The 12,198-nt window shown below is 75.7% G+C and carries 18 protein-coding genes; 6 read left to right on the top strand and 12 right to left on the bottom strand.

The genetic code is table 11. The features are described 5' to 3' along the window. Positions 1–75: 75 nt before the first annotated feature. Together bfr and J3473_RS11985 are read right to left on the bottom strand one after the other, a co-directional pair. On the bottom strand, positions 76–570 hold the full coding sequence (gene bfr, locus J3473_RS11990; protein ID WP_030527246.1) for a bacterioferritin: 495 nt from the start codon (positions 568–570) through the stop codon (positions 76–78). Next, on the bottom strand, positions 557–808 hold the full coding sequence (locus J3473_RS11985; RefSeq protein ID WP_051750264.1) for a bacterioferritin-associated ferredoxin: 252 nt from the start codon (positions 806–808) through the stop codon (positions 557–559). The genes bfr and J3473_RS11985 overlap by 14 nt, the downstream gene beginning before the upstream one ends. Before the next feature lie 268 nt (positions 809–1,076). On the opposite strand from J3473_RS11985, the gene J3473_RS11980 reads away from it, so the two are divergent. After that, positions 1,077–1,727, top strand: a complete 651-nt coding sequence (locus tag J3473_RS11980; RefSeq protein WP_242525837.1) for a GNAT family N-acetyltransferase — start codon at positions 1,077–1,079, stop codon at positions 1,725–1,727. Here J3473_RS11980 and J3473_RS11975 read toward each other — a convergent pair. Then, positions 1,724–3,034 (bottom strand): condensation domain-containing protein, encoded by a 1,311-nt coding sequence (locus tag J3473_RS11975; protein WP_207023703.1) that lies wholly within the window; start codon positions 3,032–3,034, stop codon positions 1,724–1,726. The two genes, J3473_RS11980 and J3473_RS11975, sit on opposite strands and share 4 nt — an antisense overlap. Positions 3,035–3,084: 50 nt before the next feature. Here J3473_RS11975 and J3473_RS11970 point away from each other — a divergent pair, with 50 nt between their 5' ends. Then, on the top strand, positions 3,085–3,888 hold the full coding sequence (locus tag J3473_RS11970) for an alpha/beta fold hydrolase (protein WP_207023700.1): 804 nt from the start codon (positions 3,085–3,087) through the stop codon (positions 3,886–3,888). Between the two features lie 28 nt (positions 3,889–3,916). Here J3473_RS11970 and J3473_RS11965 read toward each other — a convergent pair whose 3' ends face one another. The 7 genes from J3473_RS11965 to J3473_RS11935 form a co-directional block, all read right to left on the bottom strand. Continuing rightward, positions 3,917–4,087, bottom strand: a complete 171-nt coding sequence (locus tag J3473_RS11965) for a CsbD family protein (RefSeq protein ID WP_207023698.1) — start codon at positions 4,085–4,087, stop codon at positions 3,917–3,919. 62 nt (positions 4,088–4,149) lie between these two features. Then, complete coding sequence (locus J3473_RS11960) at positions 4,150–4,710, bottom strand: hypothetical protein (protein ID WP_207023696.1); 561 nt, start codon at positions 4,708–4,710, stop codon at positions 4,150–4,152. Further along, a complete protein-coding gene (locus J3473_RS11955) occupies positions 4,707–5,318 on the bottom strand; it encodes a DUF6286 domain-containing protein (RefSeq protein ID WP_207023694.1) in 612 nt (203 codons plus the stop codon). The genes J3473_RS11960 and J3473_RS11955 overlap by 4 nt, the downstream gene beginning before the upstream one ends. After that, positions 5,315–5,665, bottom strand: coding sequence for an Asp23/Gls24 family envelope stress response protein (locus J3473_RS11950; protein WP_207023692.1), 351 nt, complete (start codon positions 5,663–5,665; stop codon positions 5,315–5,317). Before J3473_RS11950 ends, J3473_RS11955 begins: the two co-directional genes overlap by 4 nt. Then, on the bottom strand, positions 5,658–5,837 hold the full coding sequence (locus J3473_RS11945) for a DUF2273 domain-containing protein (RefSeq protein ID WP_173027130.1): 180 nt from the start codon (positions 5,835–5,837) through the stop codon (positions 5,658–5,660). Before J3473_RS11945 ends, J3473_RS11950 begins: the two co-directional genes overlap by 8 nt. Next, positions 5,837–6,184, bottom strand: coding sequence for a hypothetical protein (locus J3473_RS11940; RefSeq protein WP_207023690.1), 348 nt, complete (start codon positions 6,182–6,184; stop codon positions 5,837–5,839). Before J3473_RS11940 ends, J3473_RS11945 begins: the two co-directional genes overlap by 1 nt. After that, positions 6,181–6,711: an Asp23/Gls24 family envelope stress response protein gene (locus J3473_RS11935; RefSeq protein WP_242525836.1), complete on the bottom strand. Its 531-nt coding sequence runs from the start codon at positions 6,709–6,711 to the stop codon at positions 6,181–6,183. The genes J3473_RS11940 and J3473_RS11935 overlap by 4 nt, the downstream gene beginning before the upstream one ends. 190 nt (positions 6,712–6,901) lie before the next feature. On the opposite strand from J3473_RS11935, the gene J3473_RS11930 reads away from it, so the two are divergent. Together J3473_RS11930 and J3473_RS11925 are read left to right on the top strand one after the other, a co-directional pair. Next, complete coding sequence (locus J3473_RS11930; RefSeq protein ID WP_207023688.1) at positions 6,902–7,486, top strand: RNA polymerase sigma factor; 585 nt, start codon at positions 6,902–6,904, stop codon at positions 7,484–7,486. Beyond that, positions 7,483–7,965, top strand: coding sequence for a hypothetical protein (locus J3473_RS11925; RefSeq protein ID WP_207023686.1), 483 nt, complete (start codon positions 7,483–7,485; stop codon positions 7,963–7,965). Before J3473_RS11930 ends, J3473_RS11925 begins: the two co-directional genes overlap by 4 nt. A gap of 111 nt (positions 7,966–8,076) precedes the next feature. Here the strand turns inward: J3473_RS11925 and J3473_RS11920 are convergent, their stop codons facing one another. Continuing rightward, complete coding sequence (locus J3473_RS11920) at positions 8,077–9,510, bottom strand: DNA polymerase IV (protein WP_207023684.1); 1,434 nt, start codon at positions 9,508–9,510, stop codon at positions 8,077–8,079. Positions 9,511–9,568: 58 nt separating this feature from the next. Then, on the bottom strand, positions 9,569–10,021 hold the full coding sequence (locus tag J3473_RS11915; protein ID WP_030527255.1) for a membrane protein: 453 nt from the start codon (positions 10,019–10,021) through the stop codon (positions 9,569–9,571). 131 nt (positions 10,022–10,152) lie between these two features. Here J3473_RS11915 and J3473_RS11910 point away from each other — a divergent pair, with 131 nt between their 5' ends. Both J3473_RS11910 and J3473_RS11905 read left to right on the top strand, forming a co-directional pair. Further along, positions 10,153–10,677, top strand: a complete 525-nt coding sequence (locus J3473_RS11910) for a hypothetical protein (protein ID WP_207023682.1) — start codon at positions 10,153–10,155, stop codon at positions 10,675–10,677. Between the two features lie 143 nt (positions 10,678–10,820). Then, on the top strand, positions 10,821–12,140 hold the full coding sequence (locus J3473_RS11905) for a DUF4232 domain-containing protein (protein WP_207023680.1): 1,320 nt from the start codon (positions 10,821–10,823) through the stop codon (positions 12,138–12,140). Positions 12,141–12,198: the final 58 nt, after the last annotated feature.

The following is a 12,198-nucleotide window of genomic DNA, read 5'->3' as shown; positions in this document are numbered from 1 at the left end:
CGCTCGACACGCCGGTCCGACGCGTGTCGAGCGGCGGAGCTCGCAATCAGTGGGAGGACGAGCGACGGGGTGGGGTCACTCGGGCGTCGGCCCGGTGCCCGCCTCCATGTGCTGGGCGAGGTACTGCTGGATGCTGATCCGCTCGATCGCCTCGAGCTGCGACTCGAAGAAGTCGGCGTGCCGCTCCTCGTCGCGCACCATCTCCTCGAAGATCGAGGCCGAGCCGTGGTCGCCGAGGGCGTGGCACTCCTTGGCCGCCGCGTTGAACTGCGCGATGGCCTCGAGCTCGGAGGCGTGCGCGAGGCGCAGCATCTCCTCGGCGGTCTCGCCGACCCGGATGGCCCCGAGCTTCTGGACGTTGGGGTGCCCCTCGAAGAAGAGGATCCGGTTGATGAGGGCGTCGGCGTCCTTCATCTCGTCGATGGACAGGTCGTAGAAGACCTTGCCGAGCTTGGTGAACCCCCAGTTGTCGAGCATCCGCGCGTGGAGGAAGTAGGTGTTGGTGACGGTGAGCTCGAAGGTCAGCGCCTCGTTGAAGAGGTCGACGACCCGGCGGTCAACTGGCTGCACGGAGGTCCTCCTGGTCGGGGGTCGTGGCCCGGCCGACGGTCAGGTGCTGCAGGTCGTCCATCGTGCGGGCCGTGAGCACGTCATGCTCGCAGACGAGGGCCTTGACCGTGAAGACGCAGCCGCCGCAGTCGGTGCCCGCGCCGGTCGTCCGGCAGACCTCGGCGAGGGTCGTGGCGCCCGCCTCGACCGCGGCGTGCACGGCGGTGTCGCTGACGACGCGGCACTGGCAGATGATCACCGCTGCTCCTCGCGCTCGGACCCACGGACCTCCCGTGGTGAGGTACACCTAACCACACCAAGGTGAGGCTTACCTAAGAGTCCGCTGGGCGACCTCTTCCGGGTCGAGTGCGCAAGTGGTCGCCAGGGCTGCCACCTGCGCCCTCGACTCCCCCCTGCGCTCCTCTCCCTCCCGAGTCGAGTCCGCAAGTGGTCGCCGGGGCTACCGCGTGCGCCCTCGACCCCGGGCGGTGGGGCGGGGCGGTGCGCGGGCGACCTACCGTGGACGGGTGACGCCGCCGACCCCGCCCCCCGCCCCGCGGATGCGTCGCGCCACCCCGGCCGACGCCGCCGACCTGCGCCGCGTCTGCCTGCGCACCGGTGCGGCGGGCCGCGACGCCACCGCCCTGCACGCCGACCCCGACGTGCTCGGCGAGGTGTGGGCGCAGCCCTACCTCCACGGCCCCGGATGCCTCGCGCTCGTCGTCGAGGACGAGCTCGGGGTCGCCGGCTACTGCGTCGCGACCGCCGACACCGCCGCCTTCGAGGACTGGCTCGAGAACCAGTGGTGGCCGGCCCTGCGCGCGCGCCACCCCCGCGGCAGCGGCACGACCCCGGCGGACGCCGCGGTCGTCGAGCGCATCCACGCCGGCCCGCGCACCGACCCCGCGCTGCTCGCGACGCACCCGGCCCACCTGCACGTCGACCTGCTGCCCCGGCTCCAGGGCGGTGGATGGGGGCGCCGGCTCCTCGAGGCGGTGCTCGACGAGCTCGCCGCCGACGGGATCGCCGGGCTGCACCTCGGCGTCGACCCCCGCAACCCCGGGGCCATCGCCTTCTACCGCCGCCTGGGGCTGCAGCCGCTCGGCGGCGACGAGGGCGTCACCCTGCTCGGCACGACCCTGCCCCGGCCGACGGGGTCGACGGGGACGACGACCTAGGCCACCGGCCCACCGACGTCGGCGCGCAGCCCCTCCTCGACGGCGTCGAGCCACCGGCCGACGTGCTCGCGCGCCTCCGGCGTGTCCGGGTAGCGGCAGCGCAGGTGCAGGCCCGACCCGTTGAGGACGAACCACACCATCACGCCGTCGGTGCGGATCCGCGCCGAGACGTACTGCAGCTCCAGGGCCGGGTCGAGCTCCACCGGCAGCCGGCGGGTGTCGAGCCACGAGACGGCGAACATCCCCGGCGCCTGCGGCATCCCGCCCCACGGCGCGAGGATGGGGGCGAGCGGCCAGGACCCGAGCGAGAGCGCCTCGCGCACCGCCGTGGCGCACGCGGCCGGCTCGGGGTCGAAGGACTCGAGCACCGCGTTGGTGATGAACCACCCGCACGCGTCGTGCCAGCGCGGCTCGTAGCGGCTGTGGACGGGGAAGACCGCCCGCAGCGGGCGGCCGGCGAGGGCGCGCGAGGCGCGGGTGAGGGCCGACGTCGCCATCGCGACCAGCCGCACCCCGTCCGCCCGGGCCCGGACGGTCAGCCGCTCGACCTCCTCGGCGTCGAGCACGTCACGCACCTCGACGACCTCCGGGCGCGCGCTCGAGACGTCGCCGAGGGGGAGGGGGAAGAGGGGCATCACCCCGCCCTCGGCCTCGAGCACGTCGGCCCACCGGCGGCGCACCTCACCCGGCGCGGGGGGCCGGGCGGCGAGCGCTGCGGTGTGCTCGGCGAAGGCCGGCACCTCGGGCAGCGCCGCGCCCACGGGGCGACCGGCGACCACGTCGTCGAGACAGGCCAGCAGGTCGCGGACCAGCACGACGAGGCTCCACATGTCGACGTGGGCGTGCTCGGCCGCGACGACGAGCGACGGGCGCGAGCCATCCGGCGGCTCCACGAGGCAGATGCGGTGCGCCGGAACCGAGTACGAGCGACAGGTCGCGTCGAGGACCTCGCGCAGCACCTCGCGCGCCGGCCGCCCGTCCAGCGGGTGCTCGACCCACGACCCCGGCGAGACGTCGACCTCGTGCAGCTCGACCTCTCCGGACGGGCTCTGCGAGAACACGGTCCGCAACGTGCCGTGCCGCCGGACGACGGCGCACCAGGCCTCCGCGAGGGCGTCCGGGTCCACGGCCGAGGGCAGCCGGACGGCGACCGCCATCCACGACCCGGGCCGGTCACCCTCGCCGACGTGCCGCCCCTGGTCGAACGAGACCGGCAGCGCCCGTCCGCGCGAGGGCGGCACGACCACGCCGAGGCTGCGGACGCGCCCGTCGGGGAGGGCCATCTGCGCGACGTTGGTCAGGCGCATGCCGCCGTACTCTAGGCGCATCCCCGACGACGGACCGCCCTGGAGGCGCTGTGCCCACGTTCGAGCTCGACGGCGCGACGCTCGACCACGACGTCGTCGGTGACGACGGCCCGCTCGTCGTGCAGCTGCACGGCCTCACCTCGTGCCGCGAGCGGGACGAGCGGATGGGCCTCGACCTCGCCCGCGCCCTGCGCCACCACCGGGTGCTGCGCTACGACGCACGCGGACACGGCCGCTCGACGGGCGACCGGCACCCTGCGTCCTACGCGTGGCACCACCTCGCCGAGGACCTCCTCGCGCTCCTGGACCACGTCGCCCCCGGCGAGACGGTGCACGGCCTCGGGCCGTCGATGGGCGCGGCGACGCTGCTGCACGCCGCCCTGCGCGACCCGGGCCGCTTCGCGAGCCTCACCCTCGCCGTGCCCCCGACGGCCTGGACCACCCGGCGCGCCCAGGCGTCCGCCTACCTCGCGAGCGCCGAGCTCGTCGAGCGCGAGGGCCTGGCCGCGTTCGTCGCCCGGGCGGCCACGGCGGGGCCACCGCCCGCCCTCGCCGACGCACCGCTCACCGAGCCGGCCGTCCCCGAGCACCTGCTGCCGAGCGTCCTGCGCGGCGCGGCCTCCACCGACCTGCCGCCCGCCGAGGCCCTGACCGGCATCGACGTGCCCACCCTGGTCCTCGCGTGGAGCGACGACCCGGGGCATCCGCTGAGCACGGCAGCCCTCCTGCACGAGCTCGTCGACGACAGCCGGCTCGTCGTCGCCCGCACGCCCTACGGGATCATGGCGTGGCCCGGGCTCGTCGCCGACCACGTGGCCTCGCACGCGGAGAGGGCCCGTCACCCCCTGCGGTGACGGGCCCTCCCGTGTGGTGCGGCGAGGATCAGGACAGGGTGTCCTTGATGTTCTCGCCGGCCTTCTTGGCCTTGGCCTCGGCCTGGTCGGCCTTGCCCTCGGCCTCGAGACGCTCGTTGTTCGTCGCGTCGCCGATGACCTCCTTGGCCTTGCCGGTGAGGTCCTGAGCGGCGTTCTTGGCCTTGTCAGCGATACCCATGGTGGTGTTCCTCTCTGTGGTGGTGGATGGGTCGGACGGGTGGTTCGGGTGACCCGGAGGGGTCAGGTGGTGGCCGCGTTGCGCGGCGGCCGGTGCACCTTGACGCGGTAGCGGACCGGGACGGCACCACCGGTGGCGGTGGCCACCTCGGCGTCGACGGCCGCGAGGTCGCGGCGCAGCTCGGTCAGCGAGGCGTCGTGGCGGGCCGTGACGGTGACCTCGACGACCCCGGCGTCGGTGCCGGAGCCCACGGAGCCGGAGGCCGACTCGGTGGCCAGCCGGGACTCCGCGGCGGCGGCGACGACGTCGGCGAGGGCGCCGAGGCGCAGGCGCAGGCGCCCGTCCTCACCGCTGCCGGGCAGCGAGATGGCCCGGATGCCGACGCGCTGGAGGTGCGCCGAGAGCCACGACAGGCCGGCGACGACGAGCAGGACACCGACGACGGCGACGAGCCAGGTCCACCAGGAGGCGGCGGCCCACGAGCCGGCGGCGGGGACGGCCAGGGTGTCGGCCGAGCCGAGCACGCCCGCCCACCAGAGGCCGAGGGCGACGCCACCGGCGAGGAGGAGCAGCCCGACGACGAGGGTCAGGGTGCGGTCGAGCCGCATCGCGGAGCGGGTCATCGCTTGCCTCCCAGGGTCGAGACCTTGACGGACACGCGCGGCGAGGGGTCGAGCCCCTCGAGGGCGTCACGGACGGCGTCCTGGACGGCGCCCTTCGCGCCGTCGCGGGCGGTGTCGACGACGGTGACCCGGAGCTTGACGGACCGCTTGGCGGCGCGGGAACGGACGGTGACGACGCCGTCGACGTCGGAGGCCGCGATGTCGGCGACCCGGGCGACGTCGCGCGGCTCGAGCCACGCGTTCGTGCCGTCACCGAGCGAGACCGCGGTGCGCGGGCGGCGACCGAAGGCCCGCAGGACGAGCCAGAGGCCGAGCAGCGCCACGAGCACGGCGACGACGAGCACCCAGACGTCCTTGCCGACACCGTCGGCGAGCCAGCTCGCGGTGGGCTCGAGCCACGAGGTGCCGGGCACCCACCCGAGGGCGACGAGCGCGTCGCGGACGGCGACGACGCCGAGCGCCACGAGGACGAGGGCGATGACGACACCGGTCGCGGTGGCCGGGGGCGCCCCGGCCGGGGCGTCGACGGCGGGCGTGGTGACCTGCGCGTCGCGGGAGGTCCGGGCCGGCTCCGTCCGGGAGACCGGCAGGGTCTCGGTGGTGCTCATCGGTGCCTCCTGTCCTGGGGCTCGAGGTGGGTGACGGTGACGTCGACCGCGTCGACGGTGGACCCGGTCACGCGGGCGAGGGTCTCGGCGACGGTGGTGCGCACCGCCGCGGTCGCGGCGTCGAGCGGCGTGGGCCACGCGAGCGCGACCTCCAGCCGGACGCGGACGTGGTCGTCGCTGCGGCGGACCTCCACGCGGGGGAGGGAGCGCCCGACGAGCGCGCCGGCGCCGCGGTGCTCGACCACGTCGGGTGCGGCGAGGGTCGCGGCCCGGGCCGTCCGCTCGTAGACCCGGTCGTCGATGACGGTGCGTCCACGCGTGGCGGCCGGGGCGAGCCCGTCAGCCACGGTTCCGGTTCGGGACGAGGGCCCCGAGGTCGACCGAGCCGTCGCGCTGCGCGCCCAGCAGGAAGCCGGCGCCGCCGAGGACGATCGCGAGGAGGAAGCCGCCGAAGCCTCCGGTGGTCGCCGCGAGGGCGAGGAGGAGACCGGCGATGAGGCCGATGACGGGAGTGTTCATCAGGAGCTCCGTTCGGGGAGGGGGTCGGGGGTGTTCTCGGGGGCCGGGGCGGTGGGCGGGTCGTCGGGGGCGTCCTCGACGACGTCCTCGACGACGACGGTGACCGGGCCCGGCCGGACCGCGGAGACGGCCTTGCGGACGTCGTCGGCGACCGTGCGGACCGCTGAGCCGTGCTCGACGGCGAGGTGGACCTCGACGTGGTCGTCCGCGATGCGCAGCCCGGCGACCCGGCGCCCCGGCAGGAGCGTCACGGCCTCGCCCAGCGCGCCGGCGTGGAGGTCGACGACGCCGGGGACGGCGCGCACCGCGGTGGCGATGCCGTCGACGAGCTCGTCGCGCTCGGTCACTGCACGCGCTCGCTGGTCTCGTCGGCGTCGTCGTCGAGCGCCACGTCGTGGACGGTGATGTTGACCTCGGTGACCTCGAGCCCGGTCATCCGCTCGACCGCCGAGATGACGTTGCTGCGGATGGCCTCGGCGAGGTCGGAGATGGCGACGCCGTACTCGGCGACGATGTCGATGTCGACGGCCGCCTGCTTCTCGCCGACCTCCGCGGTGACGCCCTGCGTGTTGTCGACGCCGACGCCGGAGATGCGCTCGCGGATGGCCCCGACGGCGCGGGCGGCGCCGCGGCCGAGGTCGGCGACGCCGGAGACCTCACGGGTGGCGATGCCGGCGATCTTGAGGACGACGGTGTCGGCGATGACGGTGCGGCCGTGCGAGGTCTCGAGGTCCGAGCCGGTGCCCTGGGTCTTGTCCTGGGCCATGGTGGCGACGTCCTTGGCCTTCTCCTTCGCGTCCTGCCCGAGGTCCTTGGTGGAGAAGCTCCCGGAGGCGGTGCTGCCGGACTGCGGGGTGGCGGTGGTGTCGGTCATGACGTCAGCTCCTTGTGGGTGGTCCGTTGTCGTTCACCCCGTCAGTCGCGGTGGGGGCCCGGAACCGCACGCGAGATCGCGTGTGACCCGCGTCACATCTTCTCCGGCCGGGTAACGCCGTCGTCGTGGAGCAGCGTTGTCGCAGGTGAGACGGCCGACGTGGCCGGCCGAGACGGAGGTGCCGAGCCGCGTGAGCGCCACCCTGCAGGGTGCGGTGACCTCGTCGTCACCCTCCGCCTCCCGTGACGAGGACCTCGCGCTCGCCCGCGCCGGCGCGCTCGGCGACCGGCGGGCGTTCGAGACGATCGTGGCCCGGCACGGCCCCGCGCTCACCCGCTACGCCCTGCGCGCCACCCCGGACCGCGGCGAGGCCGAGGACCTCGTCCAGGACGCCCTCGTCGCGGCGTGGCAGTCGCTCGACCGGTTCGACGGCCGCTCGGCCCTGCGGACCTGGCTCTTCGGCATCCTCGTCCACAAGGTGCAGAGCTCGCGCCGGCGTCGCAAGGCCGTGCCGGTCACCGACGAGGTCCTCGACCGCCCGGACGACGCCGACCCCGTGCAGGCCGCGTCCGACCTCGAGCTGCGCGAGGCCCTCGAGGCCGCGCTGCGCGCCCTCCCCGAGAAGCAGCGCTCGGTGTGGGTCCTCGTCGAGGTCGAGGGCCTGAGCCAGGCCGAGGTGGCCGAGGTGCTCCACACGACCGCGGACAGCGTGCGGGGTCAGCTGTTCCGCGCACGACGCGCGCTCGCGGAGGGGATGAAAGAGTGGCGGGCATGACGGGACCGGACCCGGCGGCGGAGCGGCCGCTGAGCACCGACGAGGAGGCCCTCCTCGCCCGGTCCGCGCGCCTGCTGGCCTCCGAGGACCCCGAGGCGTTCATCGACGTCTCGGCGCGGGTCCGCTCGACGGTGCGCGCCACGACGCGGCGCTCGCGCCCGGTGCACGCCACCTTCCCCTCGCCCACCCCGGACGACGACGTCCTCGTCGTGCGCGAGTGGGTGCTCGTCGGTGTCCTGCGCGAGGCCGTGTCCGCGCTCGTCGGCGTGACGCCCACCCAGATCCGCGTCGGCCTCGAGGAGGACCGCTGCACCTCGGTGGCCGTCCACGTCACCGCCACCTACGGCGCCGTCCTCGCCGATGCCGCGAGCGCCGTGCGGTCGACGGTCGCGCGCGCGGTCGTCGACACGCTCGGCGCGGACGCGCTGCCGCCGGAGGGCGTGCCCGTCGAGGTGACCATCGACGACGTCATCGTTTGACGCGCCGCCGAGCGACCGGTGGCGTGAGTCCGGGCTCCGGCGGTGGTGCCGTTCCTGGCGCCGGACGTGGGGTGATCGCCCCACCTCTCACGCCATGGCGCGCGCCGCGGGTCAGGAGCCCGCGGCCTCGTCGGACTCGTCCTCGGGCTGCCAGACCGGCGGGTCGGCCGGCGTGAGGTCGGCGTCGTCCTCGGCGAAGGTCCGGATGCGGCCGACCTCGGTGTTCGGACCCTCGAAGCGGACGGTCACCCGCCCGACCCCGCTGCCCTGCACCCAGCCCCGCCCGTGCTCGACGTGCTCGACGTCCTGGCCCGGGCGCCACGGCGAGCGCGGCGCCGGCTGGTCCGCGGCCGGCGCCTCGTCCCCCGGGCCCGCCGGCTCCTCGACCGGCAGCGCGCCCCCGCCGGCGTCCGGCCGGACGAACTCGTCGTCGTCCTCGACCGTGCCCGTGCGCACCGGGCCCGGCCGGTCGTCGAGGAGTCCGTCGAGCAGGTCCGGCTGCGTGTAGAGCGAGAGGCCCGAGACGCCGACGCCGAGCAGCCGCAGGCCGTCCGCGACGTCGAGGCCGTCGAGCAGGCGCAGCGCCTGCCGCAGGACCACCGCGTCGGCGTCGGTCGGCTGGTCGAGGGTCGTCGAGCGGGTCAGCGTGCTGAAGTCGTGGCGTCGCGCCTTGAGGACCACGGTCCGCCCCGAGAGCCCGTCGGCGCGCAGCCGCTCGCCGACGCGGTCGGTCAGCCGGCGCACGTGCTCGGCCAGCCGGACCCGGTCGGTCACGTCGGTCTCGAACGTCGACTCCGCCGACACCGACTTCGCCGCGCGCTCGGTGACGACCTCGCGGTCGTCCTCGCCGCGCGCGAACGCGTGCAGCTGCGTGCCGTGCGCCTTGCCGAGCAGCGCGACGACCTCGTCGAGGTCGAGCGCGGCGAGCCGGCCCACGGTCGCGATGCCGTGCGCCGTCAGCCGCGCCGCCGTCGCCGGGCCGACCCCGGGGATGGCGCGCACCGCCATCGGGGCCAGGCGCTCAGCCTCCTCGCCGGGCGGCACGACGATCCGGCCGTCGGGCTTGGCGAGGTCGGAGTGGATCTTCGCGACGAGCTTGCTCGTGCCGGCGCCCACCGACGCGGTGAGCCCGGTCCGGGCGTGGATCCGGGCGCGCAGCCCCTCGACCAGCTCGCCGACCAGCCCGACGTCGGCCTGCGGGTGCTGCGGGGTGAGGTCGAGGTAGGCCTCGTCGATGGACACCTGCTCGACGAGGGGCGTCAGCTCGCGGACGAGGTCCATCACGGCGTGCGAGGCGTCGCGGTAGGCCTCGAAGCGGGGGCTGAGGAAGGCGGCGTTCGGGCAGCGGCGGCGGGCCTCGGCGGTCGGCATCGCCGAGCGGATGCCGAAGACGCGCGCCTCGTACGACGCGGTCGACACGACGCCGCGACCGCGGACCCCGCCGACGACGACCGGCTTGCCGCGCAGCGACGGCTTGTGGAGCTGCTCGACGGCCGTGAAGAACGCGTCGAGGTCCAGGTGGAGGATCACCGGACGCGCGCGCACGCCCCCAGTCTGCCTCCGCCCACCGACCCCGCCCGGTCGGCCCGTGAGGGCCGCGGGCTCAGCCCCGGGCGAGGCGCTTCTGGCGGCGGGAGTCGCCGGCGTAGAGCGCCCACGCCATGAGCGCCGGCTGGAAGGCGAGCCGGGCCAGGCGCTTCTCGTCGGTGTCGAGGCCGAAGCCGTCCTTGCGCTCGAGCCACTGCGCGACGTTGCCCGGGAAGACCCCGAGGAAGAACAGCGCGCCGACCCGCCCCATCCGCGCCCGCGACGGCTGGCGCCACGTGAGGAGCGTCGCCGCCCCGAGGGCGATCTCGGCGTAGCCCGACCACACGACGACGTCGTCCGGGTCGAAGGGCATCCACTCGGGCACCTGGGCCTGGAACTCCTCACGCTTGCTCGTGAGGTGCGCGGTGCCGGCCCCGACCAGAGCGGCGCCGAGGGCCACCTTGCCCAGCGCGCGCAGGGCGCGGCCGGTCTTCTCGCGCCGGGTCGGGGTCTCGTCGTGGTGCGTCATCCCCCCAGTGTGTTGGGTCGGCGGCCCCCACGGGGGAGTCGGTGACCGTGGCGTCGTTCTCCACACGATCTCCACCCGTCCTGCGCCCGGTGCACCCACGGACGCACCGACCCGGCGGTGAGGATGGGGGCATGGTTCCGGGGGAGGACGAGGTGGGGGCACCGCCGCGCGACACGGCCGTCGTCGGGTGGCTGGTGCTCGTCGGCGGCCTGGTGTCGATGCTCTCCGTGGGGTGGCGGGCCGACGTCTACTGGGGCTTCTTCCTCGCCGAGCCCTCCTGCCTCGCGGCGGGCACCTGCACCCGGGAGGACCTCGGGCAGCACCAGCAGGAGGCCTGGGCCGCCCTGGGTCCGCCGACCCTGCTCGCGATGACCGGGGCGGCCCTCGTCCTCGGTGGACTCGTGGACGCGGGCCGGCGGCTCGTCGACCGCGAGCGCGGAGCCTGGTGGCTGCTGCACCGCGCCGTCTTCGTCACCGTCGGGGTGGGCTCCGTCGCGTCCATCCCCCTGGCCGCCGCGACCGTGGTCTCCCCGCCCTTGGGAGCGGCCGCGCTGGCCGTCGTCCTCGCCCTGCTGGGGGTCGCCCTGCACGCCGCCCTGCGGCCCCGACGTCCTCGGCCGGGTCCGGGGGTCAGCGAGGAGCGGACCACGCGCTGAGCGACGCCGACGGGCACCTTGCCCGAGGCCGTCTGCCCGACCGGCCGTCCGTGCCGAGGGGACGGCGCGGTCTCCACGAGATCTCCGCACCGTCCGCCGGCTCGCGTCACACCCTCGTCGCGGAGGTCCTGCACGATGAGGTCATGACCGGGGGGCGAGGGGTGTGGGTCGCGGGTGTCGTCGCCGCGTTGCTGACGACCTCCGGGTGCTCGGCAGCGGTGTCGCACACGATCGACGGGCTCGCGCTCGACACCCTGACGCACGGGCTCGACCGTGCGCTCGCCGGGCTCGAGGTCCGCAGCAGCGCGCAGGTCGAGGCGCTCGTCCGGGAGGCGCGGCCCACCGTCGTCGACCCGGAGCGCACGGACAGCGGCGTGGGACAGGTCGAGTACGCGACCTACGGCGAGCGCGAGGGCGGACGGGCCGCCGACGGGGCGGTCCCGGTCGTCGTGTGGCACCGCACCGCGGGAGGCGGGCCGTTCGTCGACGACGGCGGCGTGTGGCACGTCGTCTGCGCCCGCCTGTCCGTCGACCGTTCCCGCACGGCCTTCGCCGCGGAACCGGTCGGGTGCCCCGACGGCGTCACCCCCGAGCCCGTGCAGCCCGTCGGCGACGACCCGGCGCCGCACCTGGACCTCGACCCTCCGGACGCGGGGCAGCTCGTCACCGGTTCGCCACCACGGCGAGGGAGTCCGGGCGCGTCGCTGCGACCCACGTCCCGGGGCGAGGCCGACCCCTGCGCCGACGACGACCTCGACCTCGCCCTCGGCCCGCCGCAGCGCCTCACGGGCGTGGACGCCGTGCCCCTCCTCGTGGTCAACACCGGCCCCCTCGCGTGCCGCCTCGCCGCACCGACCGGGCTGGTGCTCACCCGCGACGGCGCGGACGTGCCCCTGCGCACCACCCCGTCGCGTGGCGAGGTCGTCCTCGCGCCCCGGGAGTCGGCCTCCGCCCTCGTCACGTGGCGACCGGTCCAGGGCATCGACGGGGCCGCCGCCCAGCGGCTCTCGGTCCTCGGGCCGGCCGGGCCCGACCCCCTCCCGGTCCGGCTCGCGCCCTCCGCGGGGACCGGCGTTCCGACCGTCGACCCCGGCGCCGAGGTCACGCTCTCGCCGTGGGAGCGCCGGGGCTACGGAGCCGGGAGCGGGGAGGACCCCGTGCGTCCGGAGGTCGCGCCCCGCTGCCGGCCCGAGGAGCTCGCCGTGACGAGCGGTCGCCCGGACGCCGGCTCCGGTCGGCCGCTCCCTCCGTCGGTGCGGGCCCACCTGACCGCCGTCACACCCTGCCTGCTCGTTCCCGGCGTCTCCGCCCTGCCCGACGGCGTACCGGACGCGGTCGAGGGACCGCCCGTGCTGCTCGCGCCGGGGGAGGCGGTCGACGTCACCACCGCGACCGCCGGCCCGGACCGTCCGGGCGAGGTCCTCGTGGCCGACCGGTGGGTGGCGGTCGAGGACGCGTCCTGAGCGTGGTGAAGCCCTCGTCCGCTCCTCCTGACAACCGGGTTACCGGTCGGTACGGTGG

The sequence above is a fragment of the Phycicoccus sp. DTK01 genome, assembly GCF_017312765.1.
GTDB lineage: Bacteria > Actinomycetota > Actinomycetes > Actinomycetales > Dermatophilaceae > Phycicoccus > Phycicoccus jejuensis.
Note: the sequence above shows the minus strand (reverse complement) of the source record. Positions and strands in the feature narration are given on the sequence as shown.

Excerpts from the sequence above, each read along its gene's own strand:
- J3473_RS11975 (WP_207023703.1), bottom strand. The coding sequence starts at position 3,034 with ATGCGCCTGACCAACGTCGCGCAGATGGCCCTCCCCGACGGGCGCGTC.
- J3473_RS11965 (WP_207023698.1), bottom strand. The coding sequence starts at position 4,087 with ATGGGTATCGCTGACAAGGCCAAGAACGCCGCTCAGGACCTCACCGGC.
- J3473_RS11960 (WP_207023696.1), bottom strand. The coding sequence starts at position 4,710 with ATGACCCGCTCCGCGATGCGGCTCGACCGCACCCTGACCCTCGTCGTC.
- J3473_RS11955 (WP_207023694.1), bottom strand. The coding sequence starts at position 5,318 with ATGAGCACCACCGAGACCCTGCCGGTCTCCCGGACGGAGCCGGCCCGG.
- J3473_RS11945 (WP_173027130.1), bottom strand. The coding sequence starts at position 5,837 with ATGAACACTCCCGTCATCGGCCTCATCGCCGGTCTCCTCCTCGCCCTC.
- J3473_RS11935 (WP_242525836.1), bottom strand. The coding sequence starts at position 6,711 with ATGACCGACACCACCGCCACCCCGCAGTCCGGCAGCACCGCCTCCGGG.
- J3473_RS11925 (WP_207023686.1), top strand. The coding sequence starts at position 7,483 with ATGACGGGACCGGACCCGGCGGCGGAGCGGCCGCTGAGCACCGACGAG.
- J3473_RS11915 (WP_030527255.1), bottom strand. The coding sequence starts at position 10,021 with ATGACGCACCACGACGAGACCCCGACCCGGCGCGAGAAGACCGGCCGC.
- J3473_RS11910 (WP_207023682.1), top strand. The coding sequence starts at position 10,153 with ATGGTTCCGGGGGAGGACGAGGTGGGGGCACCGCCGCGCGACACGGCC.
- J3473_RS11905 (WP_207023680.1), top strand. The coding sequence starts at position 10,821 with ATGACCGGGGGGCGAGGGGTGTGGGTCGCGGGTGTCGTCGCCGCGTTG.